Here is a 21,140-nt window from a genome sequence, read left to right on the forward strand (position 1 = left end):
ATATATTGCTAATTTCAATAATTATGGATGATTACAAGCAGCAGGTAAAAGAATTTTATAATAGTAGAACTACTTATGATCACGAAGAAGGCACTCGCCATCCGTTAGAAGCAAATCTCTTACTTGAATATGTCCCACTACATTCAGGAGATAAAATCCTTGATGTTGCAACTGGAACTGGTTTAGTAGCGATTCCCGCAGCTAAAAAAGTTGGTTTAGAAGGCTATGTCATTGGTGTAGATATGACTTCTGGAATGCTTGATCAAGCTAGACAAAAAATTGCCACAGCAAGATTAGAAAATATTGAATTGATTGAAGCAGATGCAGAGTTTATCGACTTTAGCGATGGTAGCTTTGATGTGATTTTTTGCTGTGAAGCACTTGTGCTTTTTCCTGATATCCTCGCTATTTTACAAAAGTGGTATCGCTTCCTAAAATCAGGCGGTTTTATTGCCTTTACCTGTCCTCCCGAAACTGCTTATCTGGGATCTGTTTACAGAAGCATCTGCGCTAGAGTTTTAGGCACATCAATGACACACATCCTTGAACCTTTGGGTACTCCAGAACGGTGTGAAAATATGCTCCAACAGGCAGGTTTTAGAGATGTTGAAGTCAAAATTGTGTCATCTGGAAGGTATCGCAATTGTAGGGAAGACCGATTATCTCAGAAAAGAATTAATTTAAGTTTTAAAGGCAATCCTTTGTTGTCAACACTATCACAAATACAATTAGAGCAACTGCAAATTGAGTACATAGCAGAAATTGAAAAACTAGGAACTGATCAAGGAATTTGGGAAGACACCACAAAATTCTTGGTTCGTGCTAGAAAATGAGTTGATAAACGCAGAGGTGCGCGGAGGTTAACGCAAAGGTACGCGGAGGTTTTATGAGTTTAAATCACAAATGGTTGAATTTGAGGGGTTTGCCATTGTTCGCCGACGCGATCTGCTACTAAGGGTGTGACAATGAATTTGGGTGGTGTACCGAGTTTAACGTCAATTCTGACGCAGGAGTAAGGTAAATGTTTGTGGGGTTTTTTGCCGTTGCGACCCAGAAACAGGAGGGACTCGGCTACTTGGCGCTGGGGATGTCCGGGTATTTCTGTAAAGGTTTCTATGAGTTTGTTTCCTTCTCGACGTTGACGGCGGGGATAGTGACCACTACCACCGGAGATAATACAGTTTATATGGGAGTCGGCGTATCCTGTATCACCTGTGCGAATATGTTCTAAGCAGTGGGCGTGTCCGTTGAGAATTAAATCGACTATGGGACGGTCTTTGATGTGGGAACCCAGGGTTTCTGCTACTTGTTCCAATACCCAGCGTAGGCGATGACGCACTGCTAAGGTTTGGGCTTGATTCCATTTTGTGGCTTCTGTGACGTAGGGGGGATGGTGAAAGAAGATGATTCTTCCCCGCACTTCTGAATTGTTCCAAGATTCTATGAGTCGGTTTTTTAACCAGTTCAGTTGCTCAAAATCAATAATATCTGTGCTGTTGGATGCTAGTTGTTTTTCAATATCTATTTTGATTTCGTTGATTTGCTCTAGTTTGGCTTGAAGATAATCTAGTTGTTCCGCATCGCTGGGTTTTTCGGGGATGAGTTGGTCGCAGCTTGCTAATATCTGTTCGGCTTCTTGGTCTATTTTTTGGCGACGCTGCTGTAATTCTCGGCGGTTAATTTCCCCTTGTGGAGTGTCTGGTAGGGGGGATGGTGTATTAAAGGTGTTGGAATCTAATGCATAAAAGTCTATTCCGCCATAACGAAAGGTGTAATAGCGGTTGGGTAAACGGGTAAATTTTCCGGGTTGATAACGCAAACACCGCCCTGCGTTAATTATAGCGGTGTAATGTTGATCTAAGTGATTTTGTAATTTTTTTGGGGAGGCGATCGCCCCTATATAATCAAGAAAGGCTCTGGCATAAGCATCACCTTTATTTGATCCATGCCAGCCAATTTCGATGTCTTTGTAGCGCAGGAAACGACGTAACGGCCGGGTGCTTCCTGTGAATAGTCTATACATGAATGGCACGTCATAGTAATCATGATTACCGGGTACTGGTAAAAATGGCAGGTTGAATACCATGCGGTCGTAGGCTATTTTTTCGGGTTTGTCTCCACCTACGAGAAATTCCCGATAGGGTTGGATAAAATTTTTGCTATAAAACTCATGGGAACCTACGGCATAAATGACATCGCCGGTATGTAAGACAAAACGACTGTCTTGTTTATGGGCGAGCATTAATTCTGCTACTTTGCGTTGGGGATGATAACCGTAAAGTGATGTTGTACCAGTATCACCAATTACCATGAAGGAAAATTCAGGATTATCCTCTTTACCGTCATCAATGACTATGCTGGTTTGGTCGATTCCCTGGGAGACTATCTGGGGATGAAGCCACTGCACTCTTTGCTTCATTTTGTGGATTTTCTCGGAAATCGATGGTTCAGAAATTAATTTCATCTGTAATTTTCCTGAGTTTTAAGTTTGTTGATGACAGTAAGGTTACACAATAATCGATTTATTTACTTGACTTGCGGTAAATGGGGAGGCGATCGCTTGCGCGGATTTGTCAGTTTGCGTAAAAATAAGAGTTAGGATGCCTTAATTTATCTTAACAATGGCGCTCACACAGCTACATCAAAATTTTTCCCCTCAACAACCACCGCCAGATCATCGGGGATATGATTATGATTTGGTAATTGTCGGCGGTGGGATTATTGGTTTGACTTTAGCCTCGGCTTTGAAGGATTCTGGCTTGAGTGTTCTGCTAATTGAGGCTAGAGAAACATCAGCCGCAGTTGCTAAAGGACAAGCTTATGCAGTTCATATGCTTTCGGCTTTGATTTATCAAGGAATTGGAGTTTGGGAGCAAATATCGCCTCACATCGCTAAATATTGCCAAGTTCGCCTTTCTGATGCCGATTATCCTGATGTGGTGGAATTTGCTACAGATGATATCGGTACGCCAGAATTGGGTTATGTGGCGGAACACCAAGCGCTGTTACAGCCTTTGCAGGAGTTTGTACAGAGTTGTCGGAATGTGACTTATTTGTGTCCGGCTGAGGTACTAAAGACGGAATATCAGCAGGATATTGTGTGTATAGATATCAAAATTGCTGAGACAATTCAAACGGTTCGCAGTAAGTTGGTTGTGGCTGCTGATGGTTCAAAATCGCGCATTCGGGAAGCTGCGGGAATTAAAACTTCTGGTTGGAAATATTGGCAGTCTTGTATTGTCGCATTTGTGAAGCCGGAAAAACACCACAATAATACTGCTTACGAAAGGTTTTGGACTAGTGGACCTTTTGCCATTTTACCTTTGCCGGGGAACCGTTGCCGCATTGTCTGGACAGCCCCCCACGCTGAAGCTGAGGCTTTGTGTGCTTTAGATGATCAGCAATTTTTGGCAGAACTCAGCCGCCGCTATGGTGATCAAATGGGTAAGTTGGAATTATTGGGCGATCGCTTTATTTTTAAAGTCCAACTCATGCAAAGCGATCGCTATGTTCTCCCTAGATTAGCTTTAATTGGTGATGCGGCGCATAATTGTCATCCTGTTGGTGGACAAGGTTTAAATCTGGGGATTCGAGATGCTGCGGCTTTAGCGCAAGTGTTGCAAACAGCACATCAAGCTGGGGAAGATATTGGCAATGTCAAAATTCTCAAACGCTATGAACGCTGGCGCAAACGCGAAAACCTGACGATTTTAGGTTTTACCGATTTGTTAGATCGGATGTTTTCTAACAACTTTTTACCATTAGTGTTAATTCGTCGCCTGGGTTTGGGGATGATGCGACGTATACCAGTGTTAAAGGTGTTTGCACTCAAGTTAATGATTGGGTTAAAGGGACGTACCCCCGCATTAGCGAAACGGTGAACTTAAATCAGTGAACAGTTACCACGCTGATTTATTCAGAGATTTTGAGCTAGTCCCCAGTCCGTAGGGTGGGTTAAACGGGGGTCAATGATTTTTTGACGAGCAACCTTTGTTTCCGTCGTAACCCACCGCAACATCCCAGACCACAGCACATATTTAAGATGGATATAGAAGAGGCCTGTAAACTACGCAAATTTTTCCTGGGCGCACGGACACGCATTTTAGTTTGGTTAGTTCTGCTTATTTCTCTATCAACAGCTATTTCTATCTTTGCGATTCGGCAAATTTTGTTTGCACAGTTGTTACAAAGAGTACAGCGATCGCTAGAGCAAGAAGTGGAGGAAATTCAACGACTAGTACATGGACTTGATCCCTTAACCGGAGAAGCCTTTGACGATAATGTAGCGGCACTTTTCGCTGTATTTTTGTCCCGTAATATCCCTGAAAATGATGAATTTTTAATCGCATTTTTAAACGGCGAAATTTATAAAACCGTTCCCAACACCTTACCTGATACATTGAGTCAAGACAAGGATTTGCTGCGATCGTTAGCTAAAGTTGAACGCCGTACACAAGGTCAAAAATCCACAGATCAAGAAACGATTATTTATTTAGCCCATCCCATGCAAACTTCGGAGAAAGACCAAAGTGTGTTTGTGGTGGTGCATTCTTTGAGAAATCAACAAAAAGAAATTAATCGGGCGGTATCGGTAGCGGCTAAAGTAATTATTAGCGTTATGTTCACTGCCCTAATTCTAGCTTGGATAGCAATTGGCAAGGTGTTATCTCCTCTAAAATTACTGACAGAAACTGCCCGTTCAATTAAAGATTTTGACCATTCGTTAAATCGTCGTATTCCCATCCAAGGAGTGGATGAGATTGCTGAATTGACTGCTACCTTTAATCAAATGCTGGATAGATTGCAAGCTTCATTTGCTAGTCAAAGGAAGTTTATTAATGATGCTAGTCATGAATTTCAAACTCCTATCACCGTTATTCGCGGTAATTTAGAAATCCTGGGTCAATCCTTAGAACAACCCGATGAATCTATAGATTTAATGCATGATGAATTGAATCGGATGAGTCGATTGGTAGATGATTTATTACTTCTAGCTAGAGCTGAACGTCCGGATTTCTTAAATTTAGAATTATTAGAAGTTAGCAAACTTACACAAGAATTATTCACTAAAGCAACAGCCTTAGCTCCGCGAAATTGGCAGATGGGGGCTATAGCTTCGATTCGCATTGTGGCAGATCGGCAACGCATTACTCAAGCCGTGATGAATTTGGTACAAAATGCTGTGGAACATACTGACGTTAATCATGTCATTGAACTGGGTTCACAGTTAGTTGGAGATCGGGTATGTCTTTGGGTCAAGGATACAGGTGTTGGCATTTCGCCAGCCGATCAGGTGCGGATTATGAAACGTTTCGCCCGTGTAGCCAGTAGTCGTCGTCAGTCCCAGGGAGCCGGACTGGGCTTGTCAATCGTTACAGCGATCGCCGAAGGACATGGAGGACAGGTAACAGTCACCAGTGAACTTGGTAAAGGCTCACGTTTTACTATCACCCTTCCCCTCGATCCACCACAAGATACAATTGTCCGATGAGTCGAATTTTAATTGCAGAAGATGAACCGCGAATTGCTGCATTTTTGCAGAAAGGTTTAAAATCTCATGGTTTTACTACCACTGTGGCAGATGATGGGGTAAAAGCCGCTTATATGGCCAGAAGTGATGATTTTGAACTGTTGATTTTGGATTTGGGTTTACCGGAAAAGCATGGAACACAAGTAATTGAAGAGTTACGAGGACGGGGAGAATATCTACCGATTATCATTCTTACCGTGATTCCAGATATTCAAGATAAGGTTAAAATTTTGGAAGCAGGGGCGGATGATTACTTGACTAAGCCCTTTTCTTTAGAGGAGTTAATTGCTCGTATCCGGGTGCAACTGCGACATCAGCGATCGCCACGAATCGTAGAAACAACGGTTTTGCAAGCCGGAGATTTAGTGCTGGATTTACGGCAGCGCAGTGTTAATTTTCAAGGAAAATCTATTGAGCTATCTACCCGCGAATTTACGCTATTAGAAATGTTAGCACGTCAGCCGGGGCAGGTGTGGACGCGAGAAGATATCCTTGACCAGGTGTGGGGCTATGACTACGATCCTAATTCCAATATTGTGGATGTGTATGTGGGTTATTTACGGAAAAAACTCGGTCGGGGATTAATTAACACTGTCAGAGGTATGGGGTATCGTTTGCAAGTGTGAACTTGTTTTCATGAGTTAATAATTAAACGCAGATGGACGCAGATAAACGCAGATAATTTTTTAGTTCATTAGATTAGGAGGCGTTGGTTAATCAAAGTCAGGACTTACGCAGAATTAAGAAAAACAAACCACATTCGCGCAGCGTATGCCCCCAGGGCGCTAGGACGCAAAGGACACAAAGTGAAGAGGGTTTCAGAGAGTCCTTGCGTAAGTCCTAAAAGTATTAAATGCCAAAATTACCTTTCTTTTTCTTCGTACCTCTGCCTGAGACAGATCCATATTCTCAATCAGCAATGCCGATTAGGAAATGGTATTCCTGGAAACATGAGAGTTTTCTTATATTTTCTTATCAAAATTTCATGCAATGGAGAGCAATTTTATTTAACCTATCTTTAATCTCACCTTAACTAAGTGTTTACATTGTATTTCACACCATCTGGAGTCTGTAAATTGACTCAAGTTTTCTGATTCCCCTGAAGCAGAAATGCTAGATGTGCTGGGTGTGCCAGTTATATTACCTATTTTCTCAGGATACTGAAGTGATGAAACGGCACATTAGATATAACAAAAGATATAACAAAACTATCCCCTTTAGAGAAATGCTACCGCCTAAATCCAACGAAAAAGGCATCGGCAGTCAATCGGTTGATTGTGGGCAAATGGTGCAATTTTCAGGGGAAAACTTACAACAACATCCTTTAAAGATTGCCCTTTATTCCCATGATACTATGGGTTTGGGACACAAGCGGCGTAATTTGCTCATCGCTCAAACCTTGGCGCGATCGCTTCCCCAAGCATCAATTCTGTTAATTAGCGGTATGGCGGAAGGAAGAAGTTTAAACCTACCTGCCAATGTGGATTACTTATCCTTACCTGCTTTGCAAAAAGAGTCTGACGGACAGTATCAACCCCGGCGTTTAGAGGTATCTCTGCAAGAGTTAATTGCAATTCGCTCTCAGGTAATTCAAGCGGCGATCGCTACTTTTGCCCCTGATATCTTTGTGGTAGATAATGTCCCACGGGGCGCAGTTCAAGAACTGAATCCAACTCTCAAACAACTATCTAAACAAGGGCAAACTCGCTGTGTTTTGGGGCTACGAGATATTTTAGATGATCCCGAAGTCATTCAACGAGAATGGGGACTAGCCCGTAATGAAAAAGCCATTATTAAGTATTATCATGCAGTTTGGGTCTATGGCGACCCGGAAGTATTTGATCCAATTCAGGAATATTGTCTTTCACCCAAAGTCGCCGCCAAAGTCCGCTATGCAGGTTATTTTGACCAGCGCTATCGCCTCAAATATGTAGACTCCACTGAAAATTTGCTGGAGCAATTGAATTTACCTCCGGGTAAACTGGCGTTGTGTTTAGTTGGTGGTGGACAAGACGGGGGACATTTGGGAGAGATGTTTGCTCAAGCAACCCTACCCCCAGAGATGAATGGGGTAATTCTCTCTGGCCCCTTTATGCCGGCGCACATCCGAGAGCAACTCTGCAATTATGTCCAAAATCAGCCTCGATTAAGAGTTTTGGAATATTTGCCAGAACCAACCCAATTATTGAATCAAGCAGATTATGTGGTATCGATGGGGGGCTATAATACTACCTGCGAATTGCTGTCCTTTAACAAGCGATCGCTCATTGTTCCCCGTGTCACGCCTCGACTAGAACAATGGATTCGCGCCCAACGCTTGCAAGCACGTGGTTGGATTGATGTCTTACATCCGGATCATCTGACTCCCCAGGCGATTACGAATTGGCTCACACAATGTCAATATCCCTCATCAAAAATGCGATCGCCAATTGATCTGAATGGTTTAAATCGATTACCAGAACTGGTGATGGAATTAATCACAAAATCTGTTGTTTCTCGCGTTTCCTAAAGATGAATAAATTGATCTCTGTCACCGATTCTACCAAGGTGGGATATGTCCTCAAGCGTTATCCCCGCTATTCTGAAACCTTTATTGTCTCAGAAATTCTCGCCCATGAAGCGGCTGGATTAGAAATACAAATTTTTGCCCTCCATCCCCCCTTAGATGGATATTTTCAAGACATTATTGCTCAGGTGCGATCGCCTGTCACTTATTTATTTTCTCACGACCTCAGAGGCAGTACATTGTGGAATGTATTAAACACAGCCAGTGAAATCATTCCCAATTTGTGGCAAAAACTGGAATTAGCTAAAAGCGAAGACGTGCATCGAGTGCATAAAGCGATTCAGTTAGCTTGTATGGCGCGACAACAAAATTTCACCCACTTACACGCCCACTTTGCCACCTCAGCCACAGTCATCGCACGCCTAGCCAGTTATTTTGCCGAAATTCCCTATACCTTTACCACCCACGCCAAAGATATCTTTCATGAAAGCGTAATATCGACAGAATATTCGCAGAAATTGACAGATGCCGCCGCAGCAATCACCATCAGCGATTACAATCTGGATTATCTTCAGCAAACTTATGGTGCAGTAGCCCAAAAAGTGCAGCGCATTTATAACGGGTTAGATTTGCAGCGATATCAATTTGCATCTCCCCAACATCGTGATCACAAAATTTTGGCGGTGGGGCGATTGGTAGAGAAAAAGGGATTTGCAGTATTAATTAATGCCTGTCAAGTTTTAGTTGAGCGCCAGATTTCCTTCACCTGTGAGATTGTGGGAGTAGGTGAACAAGAAGCTAATTTGCGTACCCAGATTGAGCAATTGGGATTACAAGAGCAGGTGAAATTGCTGGGTATTCGTCCCCAGTGCGAGGTAGTAAAACTGGTACAGTCGGCGGCGGTGCTGGCTGCTCCCTGTGTCGTTGGGGTAGACAGTAATCGGGATGGTTTACCGACAGTTTTATTAGAAGCAATGGCATTGGGAACCCCCTGTATTTCTACAGATGTCACCGGGATTCCAGAGGTGCTGCGACACAAAGAAACAGGATTAATGGTGTCACAAAACGATGCTTTAGAATTGGCAGATGCGATCGCCCAACTGCTAGAAAATGACGACTTGCGAGTCCATCTGGCAACCCAAGCTAGACAATTGATTGAACAAGAATTTGATATCCATCGTAACGCAGCTCAACTGCGAACAGTGTTTCGCGCTGCGGCATCGGTGAAAGCAGTTACAGTTTAGGAGGTGAGATAATGCGAATTGCCTATATTTGTGCTGATCCGGGGATTCCGGTATTTGGCTGTAAAGGATGCTCCATTCATGTCCAAGAAGTCATCCGCACTTTGATTCAACAGGGGTATGAAGTAGAATTGTTTGCCGTGCGTTGGGGCGGAAATCCCCCCTCTGATTTGGCATCTGTACCAATACACAAACTACCCAAACCACCCCAGGGCGATCGCGCATTGCGAGAACAAGCGTTATTAGCCCATAACCAAGATTTACGGCAGAGTCTAGAAGAAGCGGGAAAATTTGATCTGGTTTATGAACGCTATTCTTTGTGGAGTTTTACGGCCATGGAATATGCTCACACTCAGGGTATTCCTGGGATACTGGAGGTAAATGCACCGTTAATTGCAGAGCAGGCTACACACCGGGGTTTAACTCATCGCCAGGAGGCAGAAGCCGTTGCTAGGCGGGTGTTTAGTACAGCGACGGTGTTAATCGCAGTCTCACAAGGCGTGGCAAATTACCTCCAGAATTATCCCCAAACTCAAGGCAAAGTGCATATTGTTCCCAATGGTGTTAACTTGGAGCGCTTCTCCGGACATCTGCCGCCGACTTTACCAAGTAACAAATTTACAATTGGCTTTGTGGGTACTATGAAGCCTTGGCACGGCTTACCGATACTGTTAGATGCCTTTGTTCAATTCCACCATCGCTGTCCTCATACCCGCTTGTTAATTGTCGGTGATGGCCCGGAGCGATCGCAGTTTGAAGCCGATCTGATTCATAGTGGTATTAGGGATGCAGTAGAGTTTACTGGCAAAGTACCGCCATCGGCAGTTCCAGGATACCTAGCCTCAATGGATGTGGCTGTTGCACCCTATCCTGTTCATGGGAATTTCTATTTCTCCCCCCTCAAGGTTTATGAATATATGGCCGCAGGATTGCCCATTGTAGCTAGTCAAATTGGGCAAATCTCCACACTAATTGAAGATGGTGTAAATGGGGTACTGTATGAGCCAGGGAATAGCCGACAGTTAACAAATTGCTTAGATTATCTGCGAGAACAACCTGGGTTACGGACTCAATTGGGAGAAAATGCCAGGGAGACTGTAAGGCGATCGCACACCTGGAAACAAGCTGTACAAAAGATTTTCAGCCTTATACCAACCTGGAAGCAGCTGGAGGTAAGCACCTAATGGCTCGTCCAAAAAAGCTGCAAGAAGTTATCCCAGGAATAGGGCGGATTCTGCACAGATTTTGGCCTTACATCCGCAAACAGCAGAAACTGGTTGTTATTTCCATGACAGCCTTATTGTGTGAAATCGGGTTGCGATTGTTAGAACCTTTACCACTCAAGTTTGTTTTTGATCAGATTTTTGCCGAGCGAAGTAACGCAGAGGTGAATACTTTTCCCTTCCCGGTGGCAGCCCTGGATACGCGCACACTGCTAATCGGATCGGCGATCGCCTTATTCGCTCTTGCGGGATTAAGAGGTATGGCCGCCTATTGGAATACAGTGGGTTTCGCCTTGGTGGGTAATCGTGTGCTGACTGAAGTTCGTAGCGTCCTATATTGCCATCTGCAAACCCTTTCCTTATCGTTCCACAACAGCGCCCGCAGTGGTGATTTAACCTTACGGGTGATTAGTGATGTGGGCTTACTTCAGGAAATCGCTGTCACCGCATTGTTACCTCTCCTAGCCAATTGTCTGATTTTGGTGGGCATGGTGGGCATCATGTTCTGGCTAAATCTGCAACTGGCGTTGTTAGCACTGGCAATGATTCCCTTATTTTGGTTCTTCACAGTGCGGCTGAGTCGTCGCATCCGCGAAGTTTCTCAGCAACAGCGTCGCCAGGAAGGAGCAATGGCAGCTACGGCGGCGGAGTCCATGACTGCGATTAAAATTGTGCAAGCATTATCTTTGGAAAATCAGTTTGCTTCTGTGTTCACGGGACAGAATCAAAAGAATCTCAACGAAGGCGTGAAAGCCAAGCGACTGGCGGCAAATTTGGAGCGGACAGTGGATGTGCTGATTGGTGGTGCAACCGCCCTGGTATTGTGGCGGGGAGCAGAACTGGTATTGAGTAATATTCTCACACCGGGGGATTTATTAGTGTTTCTCACCTATCTGAAAAACGCCTTCAAACCCGTGCGCGATTTTGCTAAATATACCGGAAGATTGGCTAAAGCCTCAGCCGCAGGCGATCGCATTCTTGATTTGCTGGATCAAACCCCCGAAGTATATGATTTGCCTGGAGCTAAACCTGCTCCTCAATTTGCTGGATCTGTGGAATTTGCGGAAGTGGCTTTTGCCTACGAATCAGGACATCCGGTGCTGCAAGGTATTGACTTTGTGGTGCAGCCCGGACAGCAAGTGGCGATTGTGGGACATTCCGGTAGTGGTAAATCTACCTTAGCTAACCTGATGTTGCGGTTGTATGACCCCAGCCAAGGCGGTATTTTAATTGATGGACAGGATATTCGCCACTACACCCTAGAGTCACTACGGGCGCAAATTAGCGTGGTTTTGCAAGATAGTCTACTGTTTGCCGCCAGTGTCTGGGATAACATCGCCTACGGTTCCCCTAACAGCACAGAAGCAGAGGCGATCGCGGCGGCAAAATTAGCTAACGCCCATGAGTTTATTAATAACCTACCCCAAGGCTATGACACGGTACTAGGTGAACGAGGCGTAACCCTTTCCGGTGGACAAAGACAACGGATTGCGATCGCTCGTGCAGCTATCCGTCAAGCGCCGATTTTAATTTTGGATGAACCGACCACCGGACTGGATAAAGAGAATGAGCAAGAAGTCCTAGAGGCATTACACAGACTGGCTCAAGGATGCACAACCTTCTTAATTATTCACAATTTAGAGCTGGCTGCTCGTGCCGATTTTATTCTTTACATGGAACGAGGACGCTTGGTAGAACGGGGAACCCATGCTGAGTTAATGCAACTCAATGACCGTTATGCATCCCTCTACCGTTTACAAGTAACTGAAAGTGAGCAACCCCAGGAGGATACTGATGCTATCACCTGCTGATCATCGTTTGGTGCGGCGTGATGTCGATCTCGTGGGATTGGGTCTACTGCTGGACACAGATGCTTTGGCTGCGGCTTTAATTTCTCAGTTTCCTGATCTTGATTTGAGCCAGGTAAAAAAAACTTACATTCGCTATAAACCTGCTACAAATTGTATCGTCAGCTATGAATTGACCATCGCTCAAACAACCGTTCTAGCATACGCTAAAGCTGTCACTAGCCAGAAAAAACTGGAAAAATACTACCAACGGCCGGGAGTGATTCAAGATTGTGGCATTGGACGCACCGTTTTCAGACAAGAAGGAATTATTTTCTCTGTGTTGCCCAATGATAACGCTCTCAAGCAACTGCCAAAATTGTTTGATCCGCGATCGCGTCAGGAAATACTGCAAAAACTCTTACCTGATCACCCCGATGTCTCACAGGGGACATTGAAAACCCTACGATATAAACCGGAACGTCGCTATGTTGCTCAACTGTGTGTGGGAGAACAAAAGCTAGCTGTTGTTAAAGCCTACACCAATAAGAACTATCAACAAGCACAAATCAACGCCAATGCTTTTAACTCCATTGCCCAGTTACAAATTTTACCAAAACTGGCACACTGCCAAGGCGATCGCTTCCTAGTTTTTCCCTGGATTAATGCTTCTCCCTTATCCGATTTAATAACTACTTCCCAGGCTAATTGGGAAAAAATTACCCAAACAGGAATTTTCTTAGCTCAACTACACAAACAGTCTGCCAAACATCTTAATTTTCTGTCCCGCAGCGATGAAGCCAAAAATTTGCTCCTTCTGTCCTCTGATTTAAGCTGGCTGTGTCCTCAGTGGAAACATCGGATTCAAACCATCGCTGTGCAACTTTCCATAGCGTTGTTGAATGCACCTCCCATCAATCTTCCTATTCACGGTGACTTTAATGCAGAACAAGTATTATTGAATCCCACCACAAACGACATTACATTTATTGACTTTGATTGTGCTGTCCGCAGCGATCCAGCAACTGATTTAGGCTCATTTATTGCCAAGTTAATCCAAGCTGAATTGCGGGGATTGCTGTCTACTGAGCAACGGGAAAAACTCTCAGCATCTCTGATTGCTGGATATCGTACTGCTGCACCTGAGCTAATTTCAGACTACTGGATTCAAGTTTATACTGCCATTGCACTGCTGCGATTAGCATCTGAGCCGTTTCGTTATTGTGAATTTGATTGGTTAGAAAAAATCGACACCATACTATGTTGTATTGAAAAATTGATCCATCAACTTCCAGGTGATCAGTTTTATTGTCCAGCTTAATGTTTTGCTTCGGTTTTAATTCAATCCGATTCAGTTAAGGCTAAAACTCTTGGTCAAAGTCAATTTTTTGAACGTATCGCTAAAGCGAAAGCTCCGCTAACGCGTAGCGTGCGCGCAGCGCATACCGCAAAGGACGCAAAGGACGCAAAGGACACGAAGAGAAGAAAGAAAGAGAGAGATATATATAGGCTTAAATGCAGAAGTTTTTAGTTTTAATTCTCCTCTAAAAATGTCTTTGATTTTGAATTTTGAATTGTTAATATGTCTATTTCTGTCAGCGATTTTTTCCATGTTCTTAATGATCCAAAGCTGAGTTTTTTAACATCTGCCCTTGATCCACAGCAGGTGCAACAGCGATTTCAAACTCAGTTGAACCCCTATCAAAAATTACAATTACAAGAGATTCGCGTAATTCGATATAAACCACAGCGCCGTTGTTTGATTGAGTATGACGTAATTATCGAGGAAGCTAGTCAGATTTCGCAAATGACCTGGATTGGTAAAGTCCGAGGAAAAGGGCTAGATCAGTCCAGTTATCAACTACAAAAGATACTCTGGAAGCTAGGTTTTCACGACGATAGTCCAGATGGTATTTCTGTCCCGGAAACTATGGGGATGATTCCCGAATGGAATATGTGGCTTCAGCGTAAGGTTCCTGGTGTCACCGCCACAAGTTTACTGACTCAAACTCAAGGTTTAGAACTTTCCCGGAGAATTGCACAGGCGGTTCATAAACTGCATCAAACCTTTATTGTGCCGCATCGCACCTATAGCATCTCCGATGAACTGGATATTTTACACGATCGCCTGGCTCAAGTCGCCCCAAAGTTTCCCCATTGGCAACAACGATTAAAGCAAGTTTTGGCAGGATGCGATCGCCTAGCTGCGACTATTACTGATCCTCAATTTAATGGTATTCATCGTGACTTCTATCCAGATCAAGTGCTGGTGGATGGTTCACGGCTTTATTTACTAGATTTTGATCTCTATACTGGAGGCGATCCCGCTCTGGATATTGGTAACTTTAACGGACACTTAATTGAACTAGGACTACGCACTTTTGGCAATGCAGATGTCCTAACCCCACAACAGAAGGCTTTAACAGACCAATTTCTCCAACTCAATGGGGAAAAATTTCATCACTCTATTGATGTTTACACAACTCTCACCCTAGTCCGACACATCTATTTAAGTACCCAATTTCTGAATCGCCAGCCTTTTACAGAAACGATTTTAGAACTATGTGAACAACGGCTAGAAAATTCATTGCTTAAATTTGTGTGACTGCGCTGATGTCTATGAGAAAAATAAGTTTATCCCTGGCGGCAATGGTAGCTTTGTGTATGTCACCAGCGATCGCCAATGAGCAAATAACTCCAAACCCAATTAATAGTCCATCTGTTTCCCAACTATCGGATCTCAATCCCGATGATTGGGCTGTTCAGGCGTTGGAATCTTTAGCCCATAAATATAACTGTATTATCGGATATGCAGATGGTACTTACCGAAGAAACAGAGGGGAACAAGCCCCCAACTGTGGCGAAGTACAAACTCTGTCTGAGTCTTCTCCCTTGCTCCCTGCTCCCTGCTCCCCTGCTTCTTGGGGCGATCGCCCTCTGAATCGTTATGAATTTGCGGCGGCTTTGTCTACCTGTTTAGCTCGACTTAATCAACAAAACGTCGAGTCTGAGGATCTGGCTACACTGCAACGACTGCAAAGGGATTTTGCCTCAGAAATAGCAACTATACAGCAACAGGTGGGTGATTTAGAAACTCGTAACGCCACCCTGATAGCGCAGCAGTTTTCCCCTACCACAAAATTGGAAGGTGAAGCAATTTTTGCTCTGGCTGGAGTAGGTGGGAATCGCCGAGTAGATGATAGTGATGAATCTATTGATAGCAACATTGTCTTCAGCAATCGCGTCCGACTGGAACTTACGACTAGCTTTAGTGGTTCTGACCGATTACGGATGCGTCTGCAATCTCGCAATATTCCAGAGTTTGAAGATGTGACGGGAACCCAAATGGCTAACCTGGGATTTGATGGTAACACTGACGAGAAGATTGAACTTGACCGCCTGGACTACGAAACTAAAATTGGCAAGCGAGCGCAGGTTTCTGTTAGTCTTGTAGGTGGTGGCTTAGGTGATTATGTCAGTACAGTTAATCCCCTATTTAGTGGTAGCGGCGATGGCGCAATTTCTCTGTTAGCCCGTGAGAATCCCATCCGCCGACAGGGTAGCGTTCCCGGTGTGGGACTGGCTTATGAACTCAGTGATGACATTTTATTAGAAATGGGATACATAGCCAGAGGCGCAACCAATCCGGAAGTGGGAATTGCCCAAAGTCCTTACGCAGCGATCGCCCAAGCGACAATTGAACCCACAGATTTGGCTCGATTCAGTCTCACATACGTGCGATCGTTTAACGGTCTGGATACAGGTACTAGCAGCGCTTTGGCCAGCGATCCCTTTGAGGATGATTCGGATGCCATCATCGCCAATTCCTTTGGTGCAGAAGCCTCAATAAATGTCAGTCCTAACTTGACAATCGGCGGCCGAGTTGGATACATTCAGGCAACCGCCAAAGATTTAACTAACAATCCTCAAGCTGATCTCTTCACCTGGGCTGTGCTGCTGGGTTTGAAGGATCTAGGAGGAAAAGGAAATATACTGGGAGTAATTGCAGGTCAACCCCTACGAGTTACCCAAAATCAATATGGCGATCGCGAGTCGGATGCTACATTGCATTTAGAAGGCTTTTATCTTTGGCAAATCACCGATAACATTGCTATTACACCCGGTGCGTTTATATTGCTGCATCCAGAAAATAATGCCAGTAATCATCCCATCTATGTGGGAACTATTCGGACTACATTAAGTTTTTAAACCAGATTTTGCACTTTTAACCGCTTTGATAATGAAGAATTTTACCCTCAATTCCCTGGTAACAGGAATAATTTGCTCTTTAATTGGCGCTACCCTCAGCCCAGCATCTGCCCAAAGTTTCCCCATAATCAATAACTCTGGGACAATTCATCAGCAACCTGCTGTGGGTTCTTTTATTTATGGTAGCCCCATTTCTACACCCATGCCTGTCAACCCCAACACTGGGTTAATGCCAACTCGCAGCGATCGCCATTATCAGTCTTATCCCATATTTAAGCCGAATGTGGGTCGTAATTCTGGTGTAAATAATCCCCTAATTCGCAACTCTCACTTATTTAATCCAGTGCTGAATAATTATTCCCGGCCTCGTCAACCATTGAGAAGGCCGGGACAGGGCAGAATAATGTATTCCAGACAGCGTATTCCTGCAACCGGGGGATCTGTGATTTTTTTCTACAGCAGATAGATCCAATTCTAGGTAAACTGAGAACCCAGAATCATACTACCAATACCACCATCAGTAAAGATTTCTAACAGTAAAGCGTGGGGAATCCGACCATCAATAATATGTGCTGCGCTTACGCCTTGGGCGAGCGATCGCACACAACAATTCACCTTGGGAATCATCCCACCACTAACAATACCATTAGCAATCAACTCACGGGCTTGGCGAATATCTACTTTCGGAATCAAACTCGATGGGTCATTATAATCCTTAAGAATACCCGGCGTATCAGTCAACAAAATTAACTTTTCTGCACCCAACGCCGCCGCAATTTCCCCCGCCACCGTATCCGCGTTAATATTATAAGCCTGTCCCTTCTCGTCTGTAGCCACGCTAGAAACTACCGGAATATAGCCATTACTAGAGAGAGCTTCCAAAATTTTAATATTGACACCACTCACCTCCCCCACAAAACCGATACCCTCTTGATCCTGGGGACGGGCGGTAATCAAATTACCATCCTTACCACACAGTCCCACCGCCAAACCCCCAGCCTGGCTAATCAGGGACACAATTTCCTTATTCACCCGACCCACCAAAACCATCTCCACCACATCCATAGTGGCTGCATCTGTCACCCGTAGACCATTTTTAAATTGTGCTTCAATACCCAGCTTATTTAACCAACTATTAATTTCTGGGCCACCGCCATGCACCAGAATAGGACGTAAACCAACGCAAGATAAAAAGACAATATCCCGCATTACCTTATCTTTCAGGGTGCTATCCTTCATCGCCGCACCACCATATTTAACCACCACCGTGCGACCCACAAACTGTTGAATGTAAGGTAGTGCTTCACTCAGCACACGTACACGAGTAGCATCCGTTTGTCTGATGTATTCAGAATCGTTATCCATCACTAAGGGCTATAGCTATAAAACATATCTAGCCAGTGTAAAATAATTTGTCCCCTGCAACAATCTGGCAAAAATTCAGTGAAACCTAACCTCTCATAACCCAGCGCATAGTTAACCATGATCAGCATCCCCAATTAAATTAAAGTCCCACCACAACTAGAACCACATCCAGCAGTGCAACCGTAACAGTAATTTGCCGTTCTGATTTCCTCAATTAAATCTAATGTGCCAGCAGCTAACAACTTACCCACAGTTAAAGTTTCACCAGTGAGAGTTTTTGACGGCAGATTTTCCATTTGATTAAAATCGCAGTCATAGACATTACCTAAGTAATCAATAGAAAGTTCATTTCTACACATTAAATGCTCGACAGTCGTAGAATTAAAATGAGATTCCAAAAACTGAAGATAAGGTTTGTCAAGTTCTTGGCGTTCTAAATACAACTTAGTTCTACCAATAGGTAGATTTGTAATGGCGAATAAGTTATTAAAATTGATACCAAAATTTTCTTTCAAAAATACCTGATAATCTTTTTCCAGATTACTTTGGTTGGGCGTTAAAGCAAACTTATCTTGAGTGGGAAGTTGAGGATTATAAACTAAATCAAGAATTAAATTAGGGTTTTGACCATAGCCCAGACGGTTTAGCCATTGCAACGCGGAAATTGAAGCATCATACACACCATTTCCCCGCATTTTATCCACATTATCAGAGAGATAGCAAGGCAAAGAAGCAACGATTCTCACCTGATTTTTAGCACAATATTCGGGAATATCTGCAAAATCCGGGACAAAATAAATCGTCAAATTAGAGCGCACAATTAACTGTTTTCCATGAGTTCGTGCCGCTTCCACAATTGCTTTAAAACCATACAGCATTTCCGGAGCGCCACCTGTCAGGTCTAGGGTTTGAATTTGGGGGAATTTCTCAATTGTGGCAATTATTTGTTGGCAAACTTCTGGAGAAAGTTCCTCAGTACGTTTGGGGCCAGCTTCTACATGACAATGACTACAAGCTAAATTACAACGTTTACCCAAATTTATTTGTAAAACAGTAATCTTATGTTTAGATAAGGGTTCATTTAGCTTTTTTCTAAAAGGTGTTACCAGTGAATCTAAAGATAAAGGACTTACTTTTTGTTGAACCATGCTTAATTTTCATTCTCTATTACAAAAAAACTGATTCCGGTAGAATAACTAACAACAGCCACCACCGTTGTAATGCCAAGTTGAATCTGTAACTAGTATTTCTTCCGTATTTAATGCACCTAATTTCCCCGCAGTTTTATCACATACCGCCGCAGGTACTCCTGATTGTAGAATATGTCCGGCTTGGTCATCAAAAAATGGTTCTATTCCTGTATAAATAGCGGTTTTACCTGTAAAAATACAAGCTCCATCTTCAGGAATTGGTACTTTAAAAGCCACTGAGTCAAGACTTTCTAGCAACAAATTTGCTTCTAAACCATAATTTTGACGATTCAGGAGACGGTAAGGACGACGCGCCCGGATTTCTACTTGACCAAAGCCGGCATTTACCAGATGTTGAATATACTGTTCGTAGGTCATGGCTCCCGATAGACACATAGCCCGCAGTCGTTCATCGTTTTGCAGGTGTTCGGGAATGGGACGAGTTGCAATGGGATCGCTCATAATTAAGCGTCCGTTGGGCTTTAAAACTCGAAAGGCTTCTTGTAAAGCTAGGTCTAAATCTGCTGGTTTAAAAATATTAAATAGACAATTTTGTGCTACCACATCTACAGAAGCATCGGGAACTGGTAAAGCAAAAGCATCTCCGGCTCGAATTTCCACAAAATTTGCCTCAAACCAGGGATTTTGTTGAGCAGCAAGTTCTAAATTACTTATGGCTGCTGACCGCATAGCTGCAACTGGTTCAATAGCAATTACTGACCCTGGACGGCGGGAGAAGTAAGCAAATTGCAGTGCTTCCAAGCCACCACCAACGCCTACATACAGTACGGTGGGATCGTTAGCTAGTTCGGTGGGATGAACTGTTGTCCCACAACCGTAGTTCATTTCCTGCATCTGGGTGGGAATTTTCAGGCCGGGTAGTTGTAAAGGACTGCTTTGGACGCAACATAATCCAATTTGTGGTGTTTCGGCGACTTCGGTATAAAAGTTAGCGGTTGTTTCTAAATAGGTCATGAGAATTTTTGGGTTGTATTTGTGGTTATGTTGGTGATTCCCAGGGGCTTTGTAGACTTACAGGAGTTAGGCAGAATTATGAGGAAACCGCAAACAACACAAAAGAAAGAAGTTTGTCATCACTAGTGGAAGCTATCCCCTGAAAAAAGGGAAATACACAATTAGTATACTCAGGCAAAAAAGCCCTAAACACTACTATTTTATAGAGAGAAATCACTTATGTTACAATCTGCAATCACTAATTTGATATTTCCCCAACATCAAAAGAACTATGGCACATATCTCAACTATAAATTGGCAACAATTGGGTAAATTTGCTTTACTCATGTTTGTGATATTTGGTGTGGCTATGATATTTACCGCCGCACCAGCTTGGGGACAAGAAGCTACTCAAAATACCTCTGGGTTTCATCCCCAATTATGGTTAAGAAATGCTTTACAGTGGATTGATAGTCTGGGTGCTGTAGGGGCATTGGCGTTTATTTTACTGTATATTATTGCTACTGTCGCCTTTTTACCAGGGTCAATCCTCACACTCGGTGCGGGTGTTGTCTTTGGTGTAGTTATGGGTTCGGTTTATGTCTTCATTGGTGCAACCATAGGCGCGACAGCTGCTTTTTTAGTGGGACGTTATTTAGCTAGGGGTTGGGTTGCCAAGAAAATAGCAGGTAATGCCAAATTTAGAGCAATTGATGAAGCTGTGGGTAGGGAAGGATTGAAAATTGTTTTGCTAACGCGACTCTCTCCGATTTTTCCCTTCAATTTATTAAACTATGCTTATGGCGTAACGGGTGTTTCTCTCAAAGATTACTTTCTGGGTTCTGTGGGGATGATTCCCGGCACAATTATGTATGTTTACATTGGTTCCTTAGCTGGTAACATTGCTACAATTGGGACTGATTCTCAACCAGATAACCCCGGTGTACAGTGGGCGATTCGGATTATCGGCTTGATAGCTACGGTGGCTGTGACAATTTATGTGACTAAGGTGGCGCGTCAGGCTTTAGAGGAGCAAGTGTTACAGTCTACTGAAAATCATGAAAATAAAGAAGTAAATAATTAAACGCAGATAAACGCAGATAGTTTTGGAGTTTATTAGAGTAGGAAATATTAT

The 21,140-nt window shown here is 43.6% G+C and carries 17 protein-coding genes; 13 read left to right on the forward strand and 4 right to left on the reverse strand.

Annotated features, from left to right (window positions below; genetic code table 11):
- Positions 1-23 precede the first annotated feature (23 nt).
- On the forward strand, positions 24-833 hold the full coding sequence (locus ACM0OP_RS04910) for a class I SAM-dependent methyltransferase (protein WP_414527270.1): 810 nt from the start codon (positions 24-26) through the stop codon (positions 831-833).
- A gap of 59 nt (positions 834-892) precedes the next feature.
- Here ACM0OP_RS04910 and ACM0OP_RS04915 read toward each other — a convergent pair whose 3' ends face one another.
- On the reverse strand, positions 893-2,464 hold the full coding sequence (locus ACM0OP_RS04915) for a metallophosphoesterase family protein (RefSeq protein WP_414527271.1): 1,572 nt from the start codon (positions 2,462-2,464) through the stop codon (positions 893-895).
- Between the two features lie 157 nt (positions 2,465-2,621).
- Here ACM0OP_RS04915 and ACM0OP_RS04920 point away from each other — a divergent pair, with 157 nt between their 5' ends.
- The 11 genes from ACM0OP_RS04920 to ACM0OP_RS04970 all read left to right on the forward strand — a co-directional run bounded on the left by ACM0OP_RS04920 (position 2,622) and on the right by ACM0OP_RS04970 (position 16,962).
- Entirely contained in the window at positions 2,622-3,881 is a 1,260-nt protein-coding gene (locus ACM0OP_RS04920; protein WP_414527272.1) for an FAD-dependent hydroxylase, read from the forward strand.
- A 161-nt stretch (positions 3,882-4,042) separates the two neighbouring features.
- Positions 4,043-5,491 carry a sensor histidine kinase gene (locus tag ACM0OP_RS04925; RefSeq protein WP_414527273.1) on the forward strand — a complete coding sequence of 483 codons (1,449 nt, stop codon included), beginning with the start codon at positions 4,043-4,045 and terminating at the stop codon, positions 5,489-5,491.
- Positions 5,488-6,156 carry a response regulator transcription factor gene (locus ACM0OP_RS04930; RefSeq protein ID WP_414527274.1) on the forward strand — a complete coding sequence of 223 codons (669 nt, stop codon included), beginning with the start codon at positions 5,488-5,490 and terminating at the stop codon, positions 6,154-6,156. Before ACM0OP_RS04925 ends, ACM0OP_RS04930 begins: the two co-directional genes overlap by 4 nt.
- Before the next feature lie 542 nt (positions 6,157-6,698).
- The gene (locus ACM0OP_RS04935) at positions 6,699-8,039 is read left to right on the forward strand and encodes a glycosyltransferase family protein (RefSeq protein WP_414527275.1); all 1,341 of its coding nucleotides are present in this window, start codon (positions 6,699-6,701) and stop codon (positions 8,037-8,039) included.
- A 2-nt stretch (positions 8,040-8,041) separates the two neighbouring features.
- Positions 8,042-9,280 (forward strand): glycosyltransferase family 4 protein, encoded by a 1,239-nt coding sequence (locus ACM0OP_RS04940; RefSeq protein WP_414527276.1) that lies wholly within the window; start codon positions 8,042-8,044, stop codon positions 9,278-9,280.
- Positions 9,281-9,291: 11 nt separating this feature from the next.
- Complete coding sequence (locus ACM0OP_RS04945) at positions 9,292-10,461, forward strand: glycosyltransferase family 4 protein (RefSeq protein WP_414527277.1); 1,170 nt, start codon at positions 9,292-9,294, stop codon at positions 10,459-10,461.
- Positions 10,461-12,311, forward strand: a complete 1,851-nt coding sequence (locus ACM0OP_RS04950) for an ABC transporter ATP-binding protein (protein ID WP_414527278.1) — start codon at positions 10,461-10,463, stop codon at positions 12,309-12,311. Before ACM0OP_RS04945 ends, ACM0OP_RS04950 begins: the two co-directional genes overlap by 1 nt.
- A complete protein-coding gene (locus tag ACM0OP_RS04955) occupies positions 12,295-13,608 on the forward strand; it encodes an aminoglycoside phosphotransferase family protein (RefSeq protein ID WP_414527279.1) in 1,314 nt (437 codons plus the stop codon). The genes ACM0OP_RS04950 and ACM0OP_RS04955 overlap by 17 nt, the downstream gene beginning before the upstream one ends.
- Before the next feature lie 261 nt (positions 13,609-13,869).
- Positions 13,870-14,892 carry a phosphotransferase family protein gene (locus tag ACM0OP_RS04960; RefSeq protein ID WP_414527280.1) on the forward strand — a complete coding sequence of 341 codons (1,023 nt, stop codon included), beginning with the start codon at positions 13,870-13,872 and terminating at the stop codon, positions 14,890-14,892.
- A gap of 14 nt (positions 14,893-14,906) precedes the next feature.
- Positions 14,907-16,496, forward strand: coding sequence for an iron uptake porin (locus ACM0OP_RS04965; RefSeq protein ID WP_414527281.1), 1,590 nt, complete (start codon positions 14,907-14,909; stop codon positions 16,494-16,496).
- A gap of 31 nt (positions 16,497-16,527) precedes the next feature.
- The gene (locus ACM0OP_RS04970; RefSeq protein ID WP_414527282.1) at positions 16,528-16,962 is read left to right on the forward strand and encodes a hypothetical protein; all 435 of its coding nucleotides are present in this window, start codon (positions 16,528-16,530) and stop codon (positions 16,960-16,962) included.
- Positions 16,963-16,970: 8 nt separating this feature from the next.
- On the opposite strand, the gene argB is transcribed toward ACM0OP_RS04970, so the two are convergent.
- The 3 genes from argB to arsM all read right to left on the reverse strand — a co-directional run bounded on the left by argB (position 16,971) and on the right by arsM (position 20,026).
- A complete protein-coding gene (gene argB / locus ACM0OP_RS04975; RefSeq protein WP_414527283.1) occupies positions 16,971-17,864 on the reverse strand; it encodes an acetylglutamate kinase in 894 nt (297 codons plus the stop codon).
- 131 nt (positions 17,865-17,995) lie between these two features.
- Positions 17,996-19,009, reverse strand: a complete 1,014-nt coding sequence (gene arsS, locus ACM0OP_RS04980; RefSeq protein ID WP_414527284.1) for an arsenosugar biosynthesis radical SAM (seleno)protein ArsS — start codon at positions 19,007-19,009, stop codon at positions 17,996-17,998.
- Positions 19,010-19,057: 48 nt separating this feature from the next.
- Positions 19,058-20,026, reverse strand: a complete 969-nt coding sequence (gene arsM / locus ACM0OP_RS04985; RefSeq protein WP_414527285.1) for an arsenosugar biosynthesis arsenite methyltransferase ArsM — start codon at positions 20,024-20,026, stop codon at positions 19,058-19,060.
- A 349-nt stretch (positions 20,027-20,375) separates the two neighbouring features.
- Here arsM and ACM0OP_RS04990 point away from each other — a divergent pair, with 349 nt between their 5' ends.
- Complete coding sequence (locus ACM0OP_RS04990) at positions 20,376-21,089, forward strand: TVP38/TMEM64 family protein (protein ID WP_414527313.1); 714 nt, start codon at positions 20,376-20,378, stop codon at positions 21,087-21,089.
- Positions 21,090-21,140 lie beyond the last annotated feature (51 nt).

Origin of the sequence: Nodularia chucula CCY0103, from assembly GCF_963923915.1 — a bacterium.
Lineage (GTDB): Bacteria > Cyanobacteriota > Cyanobacteriia > Cyanobacteriales > Nostocaceae > Nodularia > Nodularia chucula.

What these genes read in the sequence shown, in the direction of transcription:
- ACM0OP_RS04910 (WP_414527270.1), top strand. Translation starts at nt 24, where the DNA reads ATGGATGATTACAAGCAGCAGGTAAAAGAATTTTATAATAGTAGAACT.
- ACM0OP_RS04915 (WP_414527271.1), bottom strand. Translation starts at nt 2,464, where the DNA reads ATGAAATTAATTTCTGAACCATCGATTTCCGAGAAAATCCACAAAATG.
- ACM0OP_RS04920 (WP_414527272.1), top strand. Translation starts at nt 2,622, where the DNA reads ATGGCGCTCACACAGCTACATCAAAATTTTTCCCCTCAACAACCACCG.
- ACM0OP_RS04925 (WP_414527273.1), top strand. Translation starts at nt 4,043, where the DNA reads ATGGATATAGAAGAGGCCTGTAAACTACGCAAATTTTTCCTGGGCGCA.
- ACM0OP_RS04930 (WP_414527274.1), top strand. Translation starts at nt 5,488, where the DNA reads ATGAGTCGAATTTTAATTGCAGAAGATGAACCGCGAATTGCTGCATTT.
- ACM0OP_RS04935 (WP_414527275.1), top strand. Translation starts at nt 6,699, where the DNA reads ATGAAACGGCACATTAGATATAACAAAAGATATAACAAAACTATCCCC.
- ACM0OP_RS04940 (WP_414527276.1), top strand. Translation starts at nt 8,042, where the DNA reads ATGAATAAATTGATCTCTGTCACCGATTCTACCAAGGTGGGATATGTC.
- ACM0OP_RS04945 (WP_414527277.1), top strand. Translation starts at nt 9,292, where the DNA reads ATGCGAATTGCCTATATTTGTGCTGATCCGGGGATTCCGGTATTTGGC.
- ACM0OP_RS04950 (WP_414527278.1), top strand. Translation starts at nt 10,461, where the DNA reads ATGGCTCGTCCAAAAAAGCTGCAAGAAGTTATCCCAGGAATAGGGCGG.
- ACM0OP_RS04955 (WP_414527279.1), top strand. Translation starts at nt 12,295, where the DNA reads ATGCTATCACCTGCTGATCATCGTTTGGTGCGGCGTGATGTCGATCTC.
- ACM0OP_RS04960 (WP_414527280.1), top strand. Translation starts at nt 13,870, where the DNA reads ATGTCTATTTCTGTCAGCGATTTTTTCCATGTTCTTAATGATCCAAAG.
- ACM0OP_RS04965 (WP_414527281.1), top strand. Translation starts at nt 14,907, where the DNA reads ATGAGAAAAATAAGTTTATCCCTGGCGGCAATGGTAGCTTTGTGTATG.
- ACM0OP_RS04970 (WP_414527282.1), top strand. Translation starts at nt 16,528, where the DNA reads ATGAAGAATTTTACCCTCAATTCCCTGGTAACAGGAATAATTTGCTCT.
- arsS (WP_414527284.1), bottom strand. Translation starts at nt 19,009, where the DNA reads ATGGTTCAACAAAAAGTAAGTCCTTTATCTTTAGATTCACTGGTAACA.
- arsM (WP_414527285.1), bottom strand. Translation starts at nt 20,026, where the DNA reads ATGACCTATTTAGAAACAACCGCTAACTTTTATACCGAAGTCGCCGAA.
- ACM0OP_RS04990 (WP_414527313.1), top strand. Translation starts at nt 20,376, where the DNA reads ATGATATTTACCGCCGCACCAGCTTGGGGACAAGAAGCTACTCAAAAT.